Source organism: Rhodococcus sp. CH91 (genome assembly GCF_022554085.1).
Lineage (GTDB): Bacteria > Actinomycetota > Actinomycetes > Mycobacteriales > Mycobacteriaceae > Rhodococcus.
The window spans coordinates 642,457-660,688 of the sequence record NZ_JAKFYR010000002.1 but is presented as its reverse complement, the minus strand read 5'-3'; the positions used below and the strand labels follow the sequence as shown (position 1 = coordinate 660,688).

At 65.6% G+C, this 18,232-nt stretch carries 23 protein-coding genes, 1 pseudogene and 1 other annotated feature; of the genes and pseudogenes, 10 read left to right on the top strand and 14 right to left on the bottom strand.

What is annotated here, in order from left to right; all coding sequences use genetic code 11:
* Nucleotides 1–117 precede the first annotated feature (117 nt).
* Nucleotides 118–465, bottom strand: coding sequence for a hypothetical protein (locus MOM01_RS23395; protein ID WP_374112272.1), 348 nt, complete (start codon nt 463–465; stop codon nt 118–120).
* A complete protein-coding gene (locus MOM01_RS23390; protein ID WP_374112265.1) occupies nt 462–1,004 on the bottom strand; it encodes a transposase in 543 nt (180 codons plus the stop codon). Before MOM01_RS23390 ends, MOM01_RS23395 begins: the two co-directional genes overlap by 4 nt.
* Nucleotides 596–727, bottom strand: a sequence feature (AL1L pseudoknot). Its footprint overlaps the gene before it by 132 nt.
* Nucleotides 1,005–1,125: 121 nt before the next feature.
* Here MOM01_RS23390 and MOM01_RS06770 point away from each other — a divergent pair.
* Nucleotides 1,126–1,377: a hypothetical protein gene (locus MOM01_RS06770; protein WP_241384610.1), complete on the top strand. Its 252-nt coding sequence runs from the start codon at nt 1,126–1,128 to the stop codon at nt 1,375–1,377.
* Nucleotides 1,378–1,661: 284 nt separating this feature from the next.
* On the opposite strand, the gene MOM01_RS06765 is transcribed toward MOM01_RS06770, so the two are convergent.
* The 5 genes from MOM01_RS06765 to MOM01_RS06745 form a co-directional block, all read right to left on the bottom strand.
* Nucleotides 1,662–2,123 carry a DUF5994 family protein gene (locus tag MOM01_RS06765; protein ID WP_241384609.1) on the bottom strand — a complete coding sequence of 154 codons (462 nt, stop codon included), beginning with the start codon at nt 2,121–2,123 and terminating at the stop codon, nt 1,662–1,664.
* Between the two features lie 590 nt (nt 2,124–2,713).
* Nucleotides 2,714–3,037, bottom strand: a complete 324-nt coding sequence (locus MOM01_RS06760; protein WP_241384608.1) for a DUF5994 family protein — start codon at nt 3,035–3,037, stop codon at nt 2,714–2,716.
* A gap of 328 nt (nt 3,038–3,365) precedes the next feature.
* The gene (locus MOM01_RS06755; RefSeq protein ID WP_241384607.1) at nt 3,366–4,580 is read right to left on the bottom strand and encodes a fatty acid desaturase family protein; all 1,215 of its coding nucleotides are present in this window, start codon (nt 4,578–4,580) and stop codon (nt 3,366–3,368) included.
* Nucleotides 4,581–4,655: 75 nt separating this feature from the next.
* A complete protein-coding gene (locus MOM01_RS06750; protein WP_241384606.1) occupies nt 4,656–4,811 on the bottom strand; it encodes a DUF6131 family protein in 156 nt (51 codons plus the stop codon).
* Nucleotides 4,812–4,891: 80 nt separating this feature from the next.
* Nucleotides 4,892–5,038 (bottom strand): hypothetical protein, encoded by a 147-nt coding sequence (locus MOM01_RS06745; protein ID WP_241384605.1) that lies wholly within the window; start codon nt 5,036–5,038, stop codon nt 4,892–4,894.
* Nucleotides 5,039–5,172: 134 nt separating this feature from the next.
* On the opposite strand from MOM01_RS06745, the gene MOM01_RS06740 reads away from it, so the two are divergent.
* Both MOM01_RS06740 and MOM01_RS06735 read left to right on the top strand, forming a co-directional pair.
* The gene (locus MOM01_RS06740) at nt 5,173–5,901 is read left to right on the top strand and encodes a TetR/AcrR family transcriptional regulator C-terminal domain-containing protein (RefSeq protein ID WP_241384604.1); all 729 of its coding nucleotides are present in this window, start codon (nt 5,173–5,175) and stop codon (nt 5,899–5,901) included.
* 576 nt (nt 5,902–6,477) lie between these two features.
* Nucleotides 6,478–7,770: pseudogene (locus tag MOM01_RS06735) on the top strand (IS256 family transposase).
* Nucleotides 7,771–7,855: 85 nt separating this feature from the next.
* On the opposite strand, the gene MOM01_RS06730 reads toward MOM01_RS06735, so the two are convergent.
* On the bottom strand, nt 7,856–8,326 hold the full coding sequence (locus MOM01_RS06730) for a hypothetical protein (protein WP_241384603.1): 471 nt from the start codon (nt 8,324–8,326) through the stop codon (nt 7,856–7,858).
* Nucleotides 8,323–9,021, bottom strand: a complete 699-nt coding sequence (locus MOM01_RS06725; protein WP_308196966.1) for an RNA polymerase sigma factor — start codon at nt 9,019–9,021, stop codon at nt 8,323–8,325. Before MOM01_RS06725 ends, MOM01_RS06730 begins: the two co-directional genes overlap by 4 nt.
* Nucleotides 9,022–9,121: 100 nt before the next feature.
* On the opposite strand from MOM01_RS06725, the gene MOM01_RS06720 reads away from it, so the two are divergent.
* From MOM01_RS06720 to MOM01_RS06690, 7 genes are all read left to right on the top strand, one after another.
* Nucleotides 9,122–9,583, top strand: coding sequence for an Asp23/Gls24 family envelope stress response protein (locus MOM01_RS06720; RefSeq protein WP_241384601.1), 462 nt, complete (start codon nt 9,122–9,124; stop codon nt 9,581–9,583).
* Between the two features lie 49 nt (nt 9,584–9,632).
* Entirely contained in the window at nt 9,633–9,962 is a 330-nt protein-coding gene (locus MOM01_RS06715; protein WP_241384600.1) for an Asp23/Gls24 family envelope stress response protein, read from the top strand.
* Nucleotides 9,959–10,264 carry a hypothetical protein gene (locus MOM01_RS06710; protein WP_241384599.1) on the top strand — a complete coding sequence of 102 codons (306 nt, stop codon included), beginning with the start codon at nt 9,959–9,961 and terminating at the stop codon, nt 10,262–10,264. The genes MOM01_RS06715 and MOM01_RS06710 overlap by 4 nt, the downstream gene beginning before the upstream one ends.
* 60 nt (nt 10,265–10,324) lie before the next feature.
* Nucleotides 10,325–10,504, top strand: coding sequence for a hypothetical protein (locus MOM01_RS06705; protein WP_241384598.1), 180 nt, complete (start codon nt 10,325–10,327; stop codon nt 10,502–10,504).
* Entirely contained in the window at nt 10,497–10,955 is a 459-nt protein-coding gene (locus MOM01_RS06700; protein ID WP_241384597.1) for an Asp23/Gls24 family envelope stress response protein, read from the top strand. The genes MOM01_RS06705 and MOM01_RS06700 overlap by 8 nt, the downstream gene beginning before the upstream one ends.
* A 92-nt stretch (nt 10,956–11,047) precedes the next feature.
* Entirely contained in the window at nt 11,048–11,581 is a 534-nt protein-coding gene (locus MOM01_RS06695) for a DUF6286 domain-containing protein (protein WP_241384649.1), read from the top strand.
* Nucleotides 11,582–12,151 (top strand): alkaline shock response membrane anchor protein AmaP, encoded by a 570-nt coding sequence (locus MOM01_RS06690; RefSeq protein WP_241384596.1) that lies wholly within the window; start codon nt 11,582–11,584, stop codon nt 12,149–12,151.
* A 554-nt stretch (nt 12,152–12,705) separates the two neighbouring features.
* Here the strand turns inward: MOM01_RS06690 and MOM01_RS06685 are convergent.
* The 5 genes from MOM01_RS06685 to MOM01_RS06665 form a co-directional block, all read right to left on the bottom strand.
* The gene (locus MOM01_RS06685; protein ID WP_241384595.1) at nt 12,706–12,915 is read right to left on the bottom strand and encodes a DUF2945 domain-containing protein; all 210 of its coding nucleotides are present in this window, start codon (nt 12,913–12,915) and stop codon (nt 12,706–12,708) included.
* A gap of 72 nt (nt 12,916–12,987) precedes the next feature.
* Entirely contained in the window at nt 12,988–14,313 is a 1,326-nt protein-coding gene (locus MOM01_RS06680) for a DUF2254 domain-containing protein (RefSeq protein WP_241384594.1), read from the bottom strand.
* Between the two features lie 51 nt (nt 14,314–14,364).
* Nucleotides 14,365–15,198, bottom strand: a complete 834-nt coding sequence (locus MOM01_RS06675; protein ID WP_241384593.1) for an SDR family oxidoreductase — start codon at nt 15,196–15,198, stop codon at nt 14,365–14,367.
* Between the two features lie 112 nt (nt 15,199–15,310).
* Complete coding sequence (locus MOM01_RS06670; RefSeq protein WP_241384592.1) at nt 15,311–17,044, bottom strand: ABC transporter permease; 1,734 nt, start codon at nt 17,042–17,044, stop codon at nt 15,311–15,313.
* 7 nt (nt 17,045–17,051) lie between these two features.
* Nucleotides 17,052–18,218, bottom strand: coding sequence for an ABC transporter ATP-binding protein (locus MOM01_RS06665; RefSeq protein WP_241384591.1), 1,167 nt, complete (start codon nt 18,216–18,218; stop codon nt 17,052–17,054).
* Nucleotides 18,219–18,232: the final 14 nt, after the last annotated feature.

The window sequence follows — 18,232 nt, the reverse complement described above, 5'->3', positions numbered from 1 at the left end:
CTCCAACAACGCGGTGTTGCATCGACCGGTTGAATCCGCCCTGCACTCCGCGATCGGAGTGGTGGAACAACCGAGACAGGTCCTGACCTGTATGTTCGCGGGTCCAGATGCCCATTTCTAGTGCGTCGAGGGCGAGATCGGTGCGCAGACTCGTCGACAGTTGCCAGCCGATGACGCGACGGGAGACTCCCCCAAGGACTTCGTCCAGGGAGGTGCCCCCACGTCGATCACGAACGCCGCATAGACCCATCCGGCGAACGTGCGGACACAGGTGATGTCGGCGACCCACAGCTGGTCCGGCGCCGAGGCCGTAAATCCGCGTTTGACCAGGTCGGCGGGTCTGTCGGTGTCCGCTGTGGCGATGGTGGTCCGCGGGTTCTTCGTCCGTGCAATACCGCGAAGCCCGGCGGTGCGCATCAAGCGTTCGACGGTGCACCGGGCCACCCTGGTTCCTTGTCGATTCAGTTCCGCATGACCTTGCGGGCCCCGTAGACGCCGTAGTTCTCGCCGTGGACCCGGTGGATTGCTCGGTCAGGTCGCCGTCGCGGACAGTCCTCGGCAATGGTGGGCGGGTTTTGGCTGCGTAGTACGTCGACGGGGCGATCTGGACTCCGGCCTGTGCGAGGACTCGGCAGATCGGCTCGACCCCGTAACCGGCTTTGTAAGCGTCGATGTAGTCGACGATCACTCGAGTTTGCGGTCGAGCTCCGCTGCCGCGAAAAACGCCGAGGCCGTTTCAGGATCTCGTTGGCACGCCGCAGTTCTCGGTTCTCACGTTCGAGTTCGGCAATGCGTTTCGCCTCGTCTGTCGTGGCGCCCGGACGGACACCACCGTCGATCTCGGCCTGACGAACCCACGTGCGCATGGCGTCGGGGTGGATGCCCAGTTGATCAGCGATCCGCTTGATCGCTCCTGCTTTCGATCCTGGATCGCGGCGTGCCTCGACTGCCAGTCGCGTCGCTCGTTCCTTCAGCTCCTCCGGGTACTTTCGCGGTGCTCCCATGGCTCTCATCCTTCCGTGTGATGAGACCCTCCGACAGACCCGGTACGCGACACGTAAATTGCCGTCCCGGGGGCGCCGGGGGACGGACAGTTCGATTCGGTGCCTGTACCGGAGGCGAGGTGTGTCCGGCCCGGTATTGACGGTCGAGGAATCGGCGACGGTGCTCGTCGAGTACGGCCGCGTCCCGCAGGTCTCGGTCGCCTTGATTCCGGGCATGGGCGTCGCGATCGGCGGAGCGGTGATGCTCGCCCCGGTCGGCGGCACGGGCGGCCGCCCCGTCGTGCAGCACACGAGCGGCCGTGCGGTCACACGAGATCAATATTGCTCGGCAGACCGAATGAACAGCAGAGCCCTGGGCGAGATGATGCGGTAGGTGCTGTTCGAGCATCGCCAGCGGGGTGCGCAGGAGGCGGTAGTGGGTCTGCAGAACGGCCTCGATCATGGGGGGCAGAGGCATCATCAGGCGCCTTTCATTCGACTGTGCAGGTTGTTGTTCGAGGCGGGTGGATTTGTCAGGAGCCCGAATCCCCGGTCTTCGGTAATCGAGGTGATCCTCGACCGGACACCACTGGCGCCGGAACCCTGTGCACATTCAGGCCTGTCGTGGTGACACGGCAGCACCGCGACGGTCTGTCGATGACCGAACAACTATGTTGCTCAGACTTGTTCGGGCTTCGGTGCCACGGTCTTCTGCATGTCCTCGTACGCTCGGTCGGCATCGAGCATGGGCTCGATGATCAACAACCGGAGGCAGGTTCCATCCCGGCCGAAAACGTACATCTGGTTGCGTGGCTGATCCGGTGCCGGTCCGACGAAGTCGAGACCGTCCGGAGGATCGATACCTCGCTGGGAGATGCTCAGGGCATTCCAGTCGAAGGCGATCCGTTCGGTTCGTCCCAGGCGGGAGGTCAGCGCGGAGACCATGTTGTGGAGTTCGGCGGTGACATTGTCGCCCCGCGGCCACCAGGCGCCGTCGACACCGGTGGAGTGCTCGTCGGGGTCGCGCAGAAGCAGCCGCACCGTGCGGGTCGGGGCGTCGAAGGGCTGTCCACCGTCGGCGGCAGCGTGGAAACGTCCCAGGTCACGATTGGTGAACAGGCGCCGCGGAAGTCTGCTCATGTCATACTCCCGTGTCGGGTCCGGATGGAGGCCGGTGCCGGCATCCGAGGCCCGTGGCGGCCATCCACCGGACCCGGTACTCGCGACAATTACCGCGAAGTCGCCGAGGTTCGGCGGGGTAACGAGAGAAAGAGCGATCCGAGCGGATCCGGGCGTGGTGCAGCGTCATCGCGACGCTCCTGACTGGGCCGCAGGGCGGCCTGCTCATGTCGACGGCGCCGACGAGACCGGGCATGGTCTCGCACTTCAGGCCCCGGCACCTTCAGCCTACTGTTCCCGCGGTCACGCGGTCGGAAATCGGCACACCGTGGCCCGGTAGACCGCAAGAGAGCCCACGTGGCGGCCAGCACAGACCGCCAAGGCGCAGCGTTGGCCTGCGGAGACCGGTCAGGTCGCATCTCCGGATCTCTGCTCAGCCCCGGAGAGCACCGCCGCCAGAAGGACCGGCGCGACGGCGGTCTCGGCGCTCGGTCCGATTCGACGTGCACCGTGTTATGAGCGGCCCGCACTCGCTCAAGCACCGCCCGGTCGCTTTCTGGGCGCCGACAGGATGTTCGGGCGTCGGGTTCGGCATTTCTCGATGCCACAGTTCAGACGGGTTCATCTGCTGCGGAGGAAACCGGTTCGGGCGTCGGGTGAACGACCTGCAGCACCATGACATTGCCGTTGGTCCCGTATACATACACGGTGTCGGACCGCTCGAACAGGTACGGATCGAGGCGCACAGAGCGCTCGTCCATGGACAGCCGTCCACTGGCGGGAAGCCAGGTATTCGGGTCGTAGACCACGCGGGAGATCGACCCGGTCCGTAGCTGCAGTGCGGTGATCAGATCGGGGAGTTCGGTGGCGAGGCTTCTCGTTCGCGGCCACCAGGTAGCGTCGATGCAATCCGTCGGATCCGTATGGAGATGCACTCGTGGAGTCGGGGTAGATGTGTGCGGCGGTGGCGATGGCGTCATGGGACGCTCCCGTCGTGGCCTTGACAGGCCGAGTCGGTGAATCCGGTAAAGGGCGCAATCGTGCGGTGAGCGCGTGATGCGGTCGGATACAGCTGAGCCTACGCTCGTCTCTGGGCGACCGGCACGTGCCGCGGAGTCAGCGCGGATCGACCCCGCGCGATCGTACGCGCTGATCGCGAGCAGTGGCGGCAGTACTACACGGTCTTGTTCGTGGGCGTGACGATCGCTGGTGCGTATCGATCGTCACATGACCTGAACCCACCCGAGAAAGGCTGCGACGACGTCACACACCATGCGGTACCCGACGTTTCGCCTTTCGGGTGCGATGTCGGCGATGTGGTGTTTGTCCGCCTGTCCCGAGGGTTTCGTGTATGGCGCGGACCTTCTGCTCGGAGGCCGTCTCGGGAGCGTCATTAGAGGTTGCTCGTAGGAATCGGTCGGGAAGTGCGAGTTTGTGAATGGTTCGCAGCGTCAACAGGTATTGCCGGGCGAGGGAGCCGGTGGTGTAGGGCAGGTCGTATTTCTCGCACAGGGCTCGTATCTGGGTGGAGATGCGTGCGTAGCGGTTGCTGGGTAGATCGGGGAACAGGTGGTGTTCGATCTGGTAGCACAAGTTGCCACTCAGGAACGCCAGCACCGGTCCGGCCCGAAAGTTGGCTGCGCCGAGCATTTGTCGCAGATACCACTCCGCCGGGGTTTCGTTCTCGAGTTCGGCGCGAGTGAATTTCTCGGCGCCGTCGGGAAAGTGTCCGCAGAAGATCACGACATACGCCCACAGGTTCCGCAGCAGGTTCGCAGTCAGGTTCGCAGCCAGTGTGCGGCGCCAGCGGCGTCCGCTGAGGGCGGGAAAGAGCAGATAGTCCTTGCTCGTCTGCCGGACCGTCTTCCCGATCAACGCCCGTAGGGGGGCGGATTTCTCGGCGACGGTGCCGATACGATCCTGCTCGGCATGCAGATCATGAAGAGCGATCCCCCATTCGAACGTGGCCGCCAGCAACAGGTTCCGCACCGGCTGTAGCAGATGTTCGGGCTTCCACGGTTGGTCGCGGGTGACTCGGAGTACGCCGTAGCCGAGATCGTCGTCCATTCCGACGACGTTGCTGAACACATGGTGGCGATAGTTGTGCGAGTAACGCCACTGCGAGGACGGGCCGGCCATGTCCCATTCCCAGTTGCGGGAGTGGATTTCCGGATCGTTCATCCAGTCCCATTGGCCGTGGGAGATGTTGTGGCCGATCTCCATATTCTCCACGCTCTTGGCCACACCGAGCGCGGTCGCCCCGAGGAGCTGACCCGCCAGGCTCCTGCTGGAATAGATCGTCAATCGTGCAGCGACGTCGAGAAGTCGTTGGAAGGCGATGGTGCGGCGGATATACGCGGCATCGGCGGCGCCGAGCGATGCGGTGACTGCGCGGCGAATGCCGGCAAGTTCGGCGCTGAGGGCTTCGACGTCGGTGTCGGTGAGATGCGCGTACCGCTTGATGTCGGAGATCGCCATGGCGTCGTGTCCTTCCTGTTCGCCCGCGTCCCCGTGCGCATTGCGGGTGGGGACGCGGGCGCGGCGATCTCAGGGTCAGTAGTAGTGGCGGCGGCCGGCGACCGCGTGGCCCGTCGACCCCAAGATCACCAGTACCACTCCGAGGACGACGAGGACGATTCCGAGGTACAGCAGGATCGACAAACCGGTGAGGGCACCAACAACGGCAAGGACGATTCCGAGAATGATCATGACAGCGACCTGATTTCGAATGGTGGTGCTCGATTGGTAATGCTTCGTGGAATGCAGCCCGTGTTGCTCGAGGCGGATCGTCAGTGGGCGCTGCCGCCGAGAGCGGTGCCCTGATCGGTTCGGTGACCGTCGATCAATGTGTATCCGGCGCCGTTGTTGCTCAGCACCCCGGCGAGTTCGACGATCACGGCCGCAAACAGGACGACGAGTCCGAAGGTGACGATCATGACGGCCTCCCGAGGCCTGTGCTGTACATCCAAGTACACGCCCCTCTTGGCCCTGTGTCAACGCTGTAGATCTACATCCGAGTCCTACAGTCAGGGTCTACGGTGGACAGCAGTGGCCGAAAAGAGGTGTTCCGATGGCCGAATCTCCTGCCGAGAGCCCGCGGCACTCTGTCGGTGAACCAGACCGGGAACGTGGCGCGATCACCCGAGAGCAGATCCTGGCCACAGCCCTCGAGCTCATCGACGGCAACGGCATCGATGCATTGTCCATGCGCCGACTCGGCAAAGCCCTCGGCCGCGACCCGATGACCCTTTACCGGCACGCTCCGAACAAGACCGCGCTCCTCGACGGGGTCGCCGAGATCGTGCTCGAACAACTCCGCGTCGATACTGCCGAGGGGGAATGGACAACTCAGCTTCGGCATGTCGCCCGCGACTTCCGCCGGTTGGCGCTCGAGCATCCCCATGTGGTCCCCTTGCTTGTCACCCGGCCGCTGGCGACCCCTCTCGGGCTGCGACCCCGAGGGACATTACGCCCGCTCGAGGACATCCTCACGCTGCTCACCCGGGCCGGCTTCACTGCCGCCGATGCCCTGCACGTCTACCGGGCTCTGTTCGGTTTTCTCTATGGTCACGTCCTCACCGAACTTCAGGAACTCGTCGAACGCCCCGAGGAGCATGATGATCTGCTGCGATTGGGGTTGCATCGACTACCGATTGGCGACTTCCCGCTCCTGCGGGGTCTGTCGTCCGTGCTGGCGTCCTATGACGGTGCCGCAGAACTCGAACGCGGCCTCGACGTTCTGCTCATCGGCCTCTCCGCCACACTGCCGAATCCCGACAGTTCAGACCCCGTAGCGTGAAAACCACGGAGGCAGCAGGTGATTCGGCGAGTGAGGTCGACACGGCATCCGTCGATCGCCTCGCTCTCGCGCGTACCCCCGGATACGGCAGTGACCCTCCGACATGCCTGCTCCACGCGGGCACCAGGATGTACGGCCGGAAATGTCAGGACCAAGAAATAGATCCACGGCTCGACAAGAGCTGGACCTGCCGGCTCCGGGCCTCGCATACGGGCAGGATGCGTCGACCGCTCACCTCGACCGGGACCGCACCTGTTCCTCCTCCCAGGGGGGCCACTGTTGACGTTCTTGCCACGAACTTCGCGCTTCCCGCGTCGGAGCGACCAGCGTGGTTCGGCGGGGGTGCACAGCACGGTCGCCGACACCGACGACCTACGCATTCAGTGCCTCACAATACGAGAGTGTGCCTTTGGCATCCCGCGACATCGTCTCGCCTCGGGGTCGGGATTCGGAGGCACCCAGGCTGCGGTCGGGGCCCTTTTCCTGCTGCCGGTTGCTTTATGCGGGACGGTCGGGATAACGGTTTGAACCGGTTTTGGCCGACACGCCGAGCTTGCTTGGCGAGAAGGCACCATCATGACCGAAACACTCGATCCCATGGATCAGCCGAAGATCGATCCCCAGCAGCTGGCGCAGCAGTTGCTCGCCCAGGCCAAAGCCGACGGCGTCGAGCTGGTCGGCCCGAACGGACTACTCAACCAACTCACCGCCACCGTGTTCGAAACCGTCCTCGAAGCGGAAATGGACGAGCACCTCGGTTACGAAAAACACCAGGTAGAAGGGAGAAACAACGGCAACTCCCGCAACGGCCGGCGCACCAAGACCGTGCTGACCGAGATCGGCCCCGTACAAATCCAGGTCCCGCGAGACACCGATGCCTCCTTCGATCCGCAGATCGTCAAGAAACGCCAACGGCGTTTGACCGGGGTCGACGAGATCATTTTGTCGCTGTCGGCGAAGGGTCTGACCACCGGCGAGATCGCTGCGCATTTCGACGATGTCTATGGCGCGACGGTGTCGAAGGAAACGATCAGCAAGATTCCCCCGAGCACTGCGTGCAGGGAGGTACCACCGACAAGGTCCTCGCCGAGATGGCCGAATGGTCGGCCCGGCCGCTCGACCCGGTGTATCCGGTGCTGTTCATCGATGCGATCCACGTCAAGATCCGCGATGGTCAGGTCGCCAATCGGCCCGTCTACGTCGCGGTGGGGGTCACCACCGCCGGTGAACGCGACATCCTCGGGTTGTGGGCCGGCGACGGCGGTGAGGGCGCAAAGTTCTGGTTGGCGGTGCTCACCGAGATCAAGAACCGCGGTGTCGAGGACGTGTGCATCGCCGTCTGCGACGGGCTCAAAGGTCTTCCCGAGGCGATCACCACCGTGTGGCCGCCGACGGTGGTGCAGACCTGCCTGATCCATCTGCTGCGCAACACCTTCCGCTTCGCCGCCCGGCAGTACTGGGACGATATGTCCCGGGATCTGCGGCCGATCTACACCGCTCCGACCGAGGCTGCGGCAAAGGAGCGGTTCGGCGAGTTCGCCGGCAAGTGGGGGCCGCGCTATCCGGCGATCGTCCGGATGCGGAAACAACTGGTCGGAGTTTGTGCCGTTTCTCGACTACGACGTCGAGATCCGCCGGGTGATCTGCTCGACGAACGCGATCGAGTCGCTCAACGCCCGGTATCGGAGGGCGATCCGGGCGCGTGGGCATTTCCCGAACGAGCAAGCCGCGCTCAAATGCCTGTATCTGGCCACCCATGCTCTGGACCCGACCGGCAAGGGGCGCGCACGATGGACATCACGGTGGAAAGGAGCCTTGAACGCTTTCGCGATCACCTTCGAAGGACGCATCACCCCGAACACCAACTAATCCCATGTGTCAGAACCGGATCCACCGATTACCTGACAGTCCCCTTTATGCAGATTTCGGTGCCTCAGCTGGGGTTCGCCGGTCTTTACCTCTCAGGAGCGGCGGCGTGGCCGGAGACGATGTCGGTGATGGTGACGGTGACGGTGACCGGGTGGGGCGTGTGGGCAGCGGCATCCGTGAACAGATCATCGATGACTTCGGTTGCGGTGCGGCGGACTTGTTCGGCGAGTTCTCGCAGATCGGTGCCGTAGCTGCCGGTGATCTCGAGGTTCACCGCTCGCAGACTGTCCCCCTCGGTGTCGAGGTCGATTGCTGTGGGTCGGCCCAGATACCGTGCCCGTAGGGTCCGGGCCAGGATGCTGCGCAGTACGTGGTCGGTGACAAAGATCGAACCATCCCGGGACGGACCGTGTGAGGTGGTCGCCAGGGGCCAGGCTGGGCGCGGTGTCACGCGCACCGCCGCCAGGACGCGGTCGCTGATGGTGTCCCAGCCGGGTTCCGGTGCCGTCCGCAGAAGCATGGTAGCGCGGACGAGTAGGTCGTCGGGGTCGGTCACCGCCATCGCCTCAGTCGTCGTCGTAGGGTGCTGGTCGCTCGATGATGATGACCTCGTACCGCCTCAGGGCTCAGTCCGAGGATGCGGCAGATTTCCGGAAAGGTCATCGATTCTATTTCTCGTAGAACCCAGGCGGCACGCTGGCGGACGGGAAGTTCCGCCAAAGCCGCGTCGAGGGCAGCGAGGAACTGGCTGTTCGACGCCCCGGAGAACGGGACATCCGTGGCGGGGTCGGTGTTTGCTTCGAGTAGACGTTCGTCGAGGGGGACGGTCCGCACCTGGCGGTAGATGTCGGTGATCTTGTGGGAGCAGATCGAGAACAGCCAGGTTTGCAGGGAGGAGTCTGCTCGGAACGATCCGAGCTGCCGCCAAGCGGCCAGGAAGGTTTCCTGCACGACGTCGGCGACGTCGGCTTCTTCGGAGAGCATGCGGTGCCCATACCGGTACAGGGCCGGTCCGTAGCGGCGGGCGAGGACTTCGAAGGCCTCGCGGTCTCCGAGCGCGGCCGCCGCCCGCAGGGCCTCGTCGTCCGCGTCGATCCAGTCGGCCCCGGTCGCACGGTTTCGGGGTGATGTGGGTGGTTCGTCGACCCTCGTGATTCTTCGGCCCTCGGAGCATGTCGGTGGGCCGCGCCGGGTTCTTTGAGGTGGTGCCGCCGGCGACGGTGCTGCAGGTTGATCGTGGCGCCTGACCACCCTTCAAGTGTGGTGCACATCACAATTTTGGGCGTTCGGTTTACGCACATCTGTCCGACTACACCTCGGTAGGCATCCCATCTTGAGGAGTTGGTGCTCGATGACCAGTACACAACCGGCCTCCACCGCCGGGAAGGACTCGCCCTCCGGCGCCGGGTCGGCTCTGGCGACCTCGCACGGGCATACCTCGATCGCCGATACCGTGGTCTCGAAGATCGCCGGCATCGCCACCAGCGAGGTCAGCGGGGTGCACAGCCTCGGGGGCGGAGCTTCCCGCATGGTCGGGGCGTTGCGCGAACGCATCCCCGGCGCCAGCGTCAACCATTCGCAGGGTGTGTCCGTCGAAGTCGGCGAACGCCAAGCCGCCATCGACCTCGACATCACCGCCGAGTACGGCGTGTCGATCGTGGACCTGGCCAACGGCATCCGCCGCAACGTCATCGCCGCGATCGAACGGATGACCGGACTCGAAGTCACCGAAGTGAACATCACCGTGCACGACGTGCACCTCGACAACGAAGACGATACTCCCGCCGAATCGGCTCCCACACGGGTGCAATGAATCCCGTCCACGGACAGGACGCCACACCTCACCGGGAAGGGCGAAGGCAATGACGGAACGGATCGAGGCGATCGGTGAACGCGTCGACCGGATCGCGGCCGCAGTGGTAGCGGTACCGGGGGTCGCCGGGCTGCACGCCGGCACGTTCGGAGAGGTAGGCACATACCTGCCGGGACGCCGAGTACCAGGGATCCGCCTCGACGCCGACCATGCCGAAGTCCACGTCAGCATCGTCTTCGGAGCCCCTGTCCTCTCGACGGCCGCATTGATCCGCCAAGCAGTAGCCGCGCTGACCGCAGGCCCGGTGGACGTCACCGTCGAGGACGTCCTGCCTGCTCCGATGCAATCCATCCAGGCACGGTCGGTCGAAAGGAGATGAACGAGGTGCCGGCGACCGAGCGATGGGACCGTTACGGCGACCGAATCCGAGCACGGCGGGCCGCGGCCCGCCGGCTACACCCCGATCGGGGAGGCGATCCCGCCGCCTTCGTCGACGCGCTCGCCGCAATCGACGAGGCCTTCCCCGACCCTGCTCGGACGGACACGCGATACCCCGACCACAACGCGGTGATCGTGGTACACCTGCATCGGCGCCACGCCGGAGTTCGGCGCTGGGCGCGGCGCGCGATCCGGGTCGGTGTCCGCGTACTACCCGGCACCCCCCGCTACAGCCAGGTGTGACCGTCCGGTGCACCTTCAGGCCGTGCAGCGCCCTGCCGGCCCCCACGTTCGGAGATTTCGATGCTCACAGCTTCTCAGGGTCTGCTCGCAGGTCTGCTTCTCGGTGTCGCCGCCGCAGCAGGTGGCTTGACCGGTTTTCTGATCGCCCTCGTCCTGGGCACCGTCGGATACCTACTCGGCGGACAACGCGACGGCGAGATCGATCTCGGGGCTGTGATACGAGGACGCGGTCGTGGATAACAGCCGAGACAGCTCGCCCTCCCGCGCGGCATCTCCCACCCCCACGAACCGTTCCGACCACGACCCCCCGCCCGGCATGGAGCCCGACGAGCCCGAGACGACCGACGGACGGGGCCGGTTGATCATCGAAAATGCGGCGGCCCAGCGCGTGGCAGTCCACGCCGCCCTCCGCACGCCCGGTGTGCACGCCCATGGGGCCGGTGGCCTGGGCAAGCTCACCAGGCGCGAGCTTCCCCGAGCGCGTGTGGTCATCGCCGCCGGCCGCGCCCGAGCCCACCTCGAGATTGCCGTGTCCTGGTCGCGGCCGCTGCCCGAGGTCGCCCGCGCGGTGCAACACAGCGTCGCCGAGGACTTGGCGGTCTATACCGGTCTGCACGTCGACGGCGTGGATGTGGCCATCACGCAGATCCTCGACCTCGCCGACGATGTCTCCCTTCGGGATACGCGATGAGTACCGACTCTTACCCTGCGCCCCGGCCCACCCCGGCACCACCCACCGGTACGGAACCCCGGACGCACTCCGCACAATCCTCGCGCGCAGTGATGCCCGCCGCCGGCCGCACCCCGGTCGCCGCCCCTGCCGCCGGATTCCTCGGGTTCGTCCTGGCGGTAATCCTGATAGCCCTAGGAATCGTCGCGCTCCACGACGCCGTCATCGCCGCCGGCTGGCTCACCGGGCCGCTGTGGATCGATGCCGCTATCGACTGGATCGACGGCCTGAGCTTTTCCTTCTGGATGATCCCAGCCGGAATCGCCGCCCTCCTCGTCGGACTCTGGATGGTGATATGCGCGCTCAAACCGCCCCGCAAAACCGCGATCGAGGTAGCTGCCCGATCCGCAGTATGGATCGACCCGGTCGACCTGGCTCGTGCCGCCTCACACGTAGCCGAACGCGTCCCCGGGGTTCTGTCCGCCCACTCGGTGGCCACACGCCGGAAAATGATTATCACCGCCGAGGTCACCGAAGCGAGCAACACCTCGATCCGAACCGCCATCGAAACCGCCGTTCGCGACGTGCTCGCTGTCCCCGCCCAAACCCCGAAAATAACCGTACGTACCCGAACCGGAGGCCGGTAGATGACCCGCTCGGCTACGTTCGTCGACCGGCTCGCCGCCCTGGTCGTCGGTCTCCTCCTGATCGCGCTCGGTATCGGCGCGCTGATCTGGAACACCACCGTCCTGCCGCGCATCCCCACCCACGTCACCGCGCCCGCCCTGGTCACCGCCACCGGTACCCCATGGTGGCCCTGGGCGGTGGCCGTAGCCGGGGTGCTCTGCCTGGCCCTCGGCGTCCGCTGGCTGCTGGCGCACACCCCTCGGGCGAAAGCGAAGCCCCTGCAGATGAGCGAACCAGCCGGTCTCGGCAACATCAGCGTGGACCTGGGCGCCCTCGCCGCCGCTGCCGCCCGCAGCCTCGCCGGGCGCGACGACGTGCACTCGGCCAAGGGCAAGGCTGTCATCGACCGGGGCACCCGCACCCTCGAACTGACCGTCACCGCTGCCACCATCGAGGAACTCCCCGCCCTGATCGAGGCGATCGACCGCGTCTGTGCTCACCTCGCCCACGCCACCCAGAACACCTCGGTAGCCACCCGAACCACCGTGCACCTCAGCACAAACTCGGGCCCGAGCCACCACGTCCACTGACGACCGCCGGCCTCGCGATCGATATCGACGGTGAGACCGCGTCGGTGATCACGGGTGGGCCCCGACGAAACCCATGATCGCTTCAACGGCACGCCGGCCCAGCGAAGGGCATCGTGACAGGATCTCCGGTGCCCTGCACCTACTTGACCCCAACCTCGCCGGTCCGCGGCACTTCGACAGTGTCCGCCCGGGTGACGAAACGTGGAAAATGGCACGTCGGTGACACGAAGTCTGGAAATGACACGGACGTCCCCGGAAACTATTGCCGAGATGCAGTGAAGATTGACAGGGCACGCCGCTACAGATTGACAGAGGCTCGGTAAGACGAGAGCGGTNTATTGCCGAGATGCAGTGAAGATTGACAGGGCACGCCGCTACAGATTGACAGAGGCTCGGTAAGACGAGAGCGGTGGTCAAGGTTTCATTCCGGGAAACCGCAGCTCAGAAGCCTTATAAGGCTTCGACCGGCCCAGTTGATCTGCCCCGCCCATCTCGCTAATCTTCGCTGTATCTCGACAACAGCCGAGCACTGCTCACCTGACAACACGCTCCGGTCAGATCTTCTTCAGCGCACCACCCTTGTGCATCGCGACATGGTCGGTCTTGTCGCTCCGGATCTCGTACTGCGGATCGTCTTCACTGCACCGGCGCACGTGTCCCTTGAACTCCACATCCTCGGTGTGCTTCTCGATGATCACTCCCTCGACGTATCCGGCTTCCGAGTTCCATCGGACGTGGTCCCCGACGGAGAAATGCGTCGCCACGGCTTCCTCCTCTCGTCGGCCGGTTTCCTGTGCAGAACGGGTAGCCGCCGGTCGCCGGTCCTACACGCCGCGTCACGACAGCCGATGTTCGGCGGGATCCGTCGAGGACTCGGCGACGGCACGGAAGCGCTCCACGTCCTCCGGGTGGAACTCCGGCCGATCGACGACCGCGTCGACGAGCAGACGCAACTGGTGCTCCAAAGCAGGTACGTACTCGGTGCGGTCGTGTTCCGAGACGTAGTCCAGGAGCATGCGCAGCACCCGGGCGAGCGCCGTGGCGACGTGCAACTGCGCGGAACCCGCCTGACGGATCTGCTCGAAGGCGTGCTCGATGTACTCCTCGGGAGACAGAATCCACGGGCGCAGCAGGATCCGGTTCTCCGGGCCCGCGATCACCGGCGCAGGACTGTCGGTGATCAGCAGGGTGCGCAGCAGACTGCCGAGCCGCAGAACCACTTCGGTCGCAGTCGTCGGGTCGTTGATCGCCTGACTCAGCGCGCGCAGCGCGATGTCGACCAGTTGCCGCAGCGCAAAATCCACGTCCTCCTGCATGGTGCGGGCATTCGAGATCTCCACCGCCGACTCGAGCCGCCGTAGGGTCGCGGCACGCTCCGGTGTCGGATGAACCCGCAGCAACGGCTCTCCCCGGTGGATGTACGCGCCGGGTCGGGTCTCCAGCCGCACCACCGTCCCCGCCGGCACCACGGCCAGCACGAGGTCCGCCGGTGCCTGTGTCACCCAGCCGTCGCGCGGAGCGTAGACCGTCGCTCCGTCGTCGAAATCCGGCTCCGGCACCTGCTCGGCACGGATCTCGCGATGCGCACTCCGACCCGTATCCGAGATGACCTTCTCCGCTTCCGACGCGATACTGCGCACGACCTCACCAACCTGCAACCCGTGGGCGAGCCGGTTGAGATAGGCGATGATGAGCACCACGGTCGCCACCGCGAGGACCACTGCGAGGGTGGTCGAGATCGTCGGGGCAGGTGCGGCTTCGTCCGCACCGATGTGACGTAGCGTTAGCACGCAGTAGACGAAGGTCGCCACCAGCATCCCGATCACCGTCTGGCTGAACCGGTCTCGGATGAAGGATCGCATAACACGCGGCGAGAACTGACTGCTGGCCAGCTGCAAGCTCACGACCGTCAGCGAGAAGACGACACCGGCCGTGGTGATCGTGGCACCCGCCACGGTGCTCAGCAGCCAGACCGCCGCGTTGCTGTTCATCTTCAGTCCCCACGAGAAGGGGCCGACCATCCGATCGATGTAGCCGCTCACCTCGGCGACCACGGCTCCCGCGAGGACGATGAGAGCGGGCAGGCCGAACAGACTTTCCCGAAATCGGTACGTCCCCGCGGCGAATCGCAACTGCATCCAGGATCTCGGAACGACGCTCATGCAGACCACGCTATCGGCGCGTGCAAACCGGACCGCTCCGGCCGACGGATACTACCGCCTTCCTCCCCCGCTCGAGCTCGATCGGACCCGGACCTCTTCTCGTGCGGCCACTTCGATACGGTCCTGCATTCGTCTCATCGCGCGTAACCACCGGTCCGGATCCGATGCCCGCCGGAGGTAGTAGTCCGCCACTTCGGGGTGCGGGAGAATCAGGAAACGGTCATGAGCGAGCGCTTCGACGATATCGGCGGCGACTTCTTCCGCTGTGAGCACACCACTTTCGAAGATCACCCGACCCGCAGCATCGGTCGGTAGAAGATCCGTCGATACTCCCTGGGGACATACACACTGGACGATCACGCCCTTCTCCCCGTAGGTCGCCGAGAGCCACTCCGCGTGCGCGACGGCTGCGTGCTTGGTCACCGAGTACGCAGGAGAGCCCAGCATCGTCAACAGCCCCGCAGCCGACGCCGTCACCACGAATCGGCCGGTGCCACGCTCGAGCCACTCCGGCAACAGTTCCCGGGCGGCACGGACATGCCCCATGACGTTGACATCCCACGACAACTGCCACGCCGCTTCGGTCCCGGCCGCTCCTGTCTCGACTCCGGCATTGGCGAACCACACGTCCACGCCACCGAGGGCGGCACGCGATCGGGCGACCAGATCGGTGACGCCCTGGTCGCCCGCCGCGTCTCCCGGGACCGCGATGCCCCCGATCTCGTCGGCGACACGGATGCAGGCGTCGGCATCGAGATCGTTGACGACGACCCGGGCCCCGTCCTGCGCGAGGCGGTGCGCGAGCGCACGCCCGATACCGTTGCCCGCTCCCGTGACGACGACACCCGCGTCTCGAAGGTGTGCCGAACCGGCCTTGTCCGTCAACTGTCGTCCTTTCGTTCGTACCGGCCCGGCGTTCCCCGGTCGGCCGGCGGGACCGTGCCCGGCCGCAAGCACCTCGCGGCCGGGCACAGCGATGACATACCGATGTGGCTCGTCACATCTTGCTGAGAGCGTCGGTCCCGCCGACCAGCATCGCCGCAGCGACACCGACCGCGGTGACACCCGTCATGACCAGGGCGACCGCCGCGACGAGGGGGTACCCACCGTTGGACCAGTACTCGAACAGGATCGTACCCATCACCTGCGTCTGCGAGGCCCGCACCAGCAACGACGCGGTGAATTCGTGCGTGAGCAGAACGAACAGCAGAGCGGCGGTCCCACCGAGACTGCCGCGCATGAGCGGCAGCAGGATCTTCAGATTCGTGGCGACGAACCCGGCTCCGCTCACCCGTGACGCCTCGAGATAGGTGTCGCCCAGCGCGAGCATCGACGAGAGCTGCATGCGGGTCGCGAACGGCAACATGAGTGTCACGTACACGAGGATCACCACCCAGGGGGTGCCGTAGAGGACGATCGGTCCCTGCGTGTAGGTCAGCAGGAAGGCCGCGCCGAAGATGACTGCCGGCACACCGAGCGGCATGGACACCAGCACGTCGACGACGACCCGCAGTACCGGATACTTCGAGCCGCGCACGATGAGATTCGCGGCGACGAAGCCGAGGGGCAGCACGATCGCCATGGCGATCAGCGAGAACATCACGCTGTTGCCGACCGCGGCGGGCACCGCCGAGCCGGAGAAGATCGTCCGGAAGTTGTCGAAACTCAACGCCGAGAACGTGATGGTGCCGCTCCAGTAGCGCGACAGGGCGACGAACACCAGCGCCAGCAACGGCAGCACCGTCGACAGCAGTGAGAACAGCAGGATGATCGTCACGCCGGTCTTCGACGGACGTCCCTGGGAGCGGAACGCCTTGCCGCCGTGGGTGACGAATCGGCGCTGGTTGCCGAGCATCGCCTTCTGGGCGAAGACCACGACGATCCCGACGATCAGCAGCGGGGAGCCGAGCGCCGCCGCGGAGGCGAATTGTGCCGGGGAATCACTGATCTGGAAATACATCTCCGTGGTCAGCACGCTGACCCCGGTGTTGGTACCCAGCAACAGGGGCCCGGTGAACTGGCCGAGGCCGAGCAGGAGGGCGACGCCCGCGCCGTAGATGAGGGTGGGACGCAGCAACGGCAGGGTGATCTTGAAGAACACCTTCCATTCCGGCATTCCCGAGACCTGAGCCGCCTCGATCATCTCCGAGTTGATGTTCTCGAAGCCGGACCGGACGAACATGTACACGAACGAGCTGAGCGAGAACCCGGTGATGATCACGATCCACTGGATCGAGTAGATGTCGATCGGACCTTCCTCGAGGTGCGACCACCACGGCAGGTTCCGCAGCAACGCGTTGAGATAGCCGGGGCGGGGTGAGAGCAGGAATGCCCAGCCGACGATCGCGGCGACGGCCGGGATCACGATCGGCAGGATCGGCAGGATCTGCAGCGCCGCCAGTCGTCGGGGAAGCCGGTTCGCCGCCCACGCCAGCGCGGTACCGAGGACCATCGCGATCACCAATGAACCGAACGCCAGACCGACGGTGTTCCACAGGATCTGGCCTATGCGAGGCAGACCGAAGGCACGTTCGTAGCCGGCGGCTCCGTCCTCGAAGGCCGTCGCCTGCAGCCGTACCACCGGAAGGACGACGAGATAGCAGAGCAGCGCCACGAAGGCGACGACGCCGAGGCGGCGCGCGACGACCCGCACCGCTTCGTTACCGCGTCCGCGGGGGGCGCTTTCGGTGGTGGTGCCGACCTCATCGGCCGGCAACGTGATGACAGCCATGTCCGCCTCACCCCACCAATGCGCCGGTCAGCGCGCGCTGCGGCACGGCCAGCGCATCGCCGTCGGTGTCGAACGTCCGGGCGTCGAGCGGATCGAACGCGAAGATCATCGACGCGCCGCGGTCCACCGTGCGCGGCATACGTGCCGAATCGAAGGTCGGGATCCGTGCGTGCAGCTGGCGCCGCGCCGCGCCGTCGCCCACCACCGAGCACATGACGTCGAAGTGCAGCCCGCCGTACTCGACGTCGTCGATGTGCACCGCCATACCGGCCTCGCCGGGCAGCAGGTCGGCGACATCGGTCACCAGCCGTACCTTCTCCGGGCGAAGGCGCAGGACGAACGAGCCCACCGAGGCCTCGGCCCGTGGCTGCATACCGTGGATCTCGGTGCCCAGCGCGTACCAGCGGCCGTCGACGTATTCGCAGGGCACACGATTCGACATGCCGGTGAACCCCGCGACGTACTCGTCGACCGGCTCCTCGAAGACTTCCCGCGGCGGCCCGATCTGGACGATCCGGCCGGCCCGCATGATCGCCATGCGGGTACCCAGAGCCAGGGCCTCGCTCTGATCGTGGGTCACGAACACCGCCGTGAACGGCTTGCGTTGATGCAGGTCGTGCAGTTCGGCCCGCACCTGATCGCGCAGACGCGCGTCGAGATTGCTGAGCGGTTCGTCGAACAGGACGAGATCGGGGTGGGAGACCAGGCCGCGGGCCAGGGCTACGCGTTGTTGCTGGCCGCCGGACAGTTCCGCCGGAAGGCGATCGAGCAGACGTTCACAGTCCACCAGGGCTGCGGTCTCCTCGACGCGCCCACTCTCGAGCGCGTCGGTGAGCTTGCGCGACTTGAGGGGGTAGGCGATGTTCTTGCGGACGGTCATGTGCGGCCACAGCGCGTAGGACTGGAAGACCATGCCGATGAAGCGCTTGTCAGGGGGCAGGTTCACGCCGCGGGCACCGTCGAAGACCGCCTGGTCGCCGAGGGTGATCGAACCGCTCGCGGGCTGCTCCAGCCCGGCCAGGCAACGCAGGGTCGTCGTCTTGCCGCAGCCGGACGGGCCCAGCAGCACGAGGAACTCACCGTCCTCGATCTCGAGGTCCAGGTGATCCACAGCCACCGTCGGGGGCTTGCCGTCGAAGTTCTTCAGCAGCTGGCGTATCGAGACATGGGACATCGTGTACTCACTTT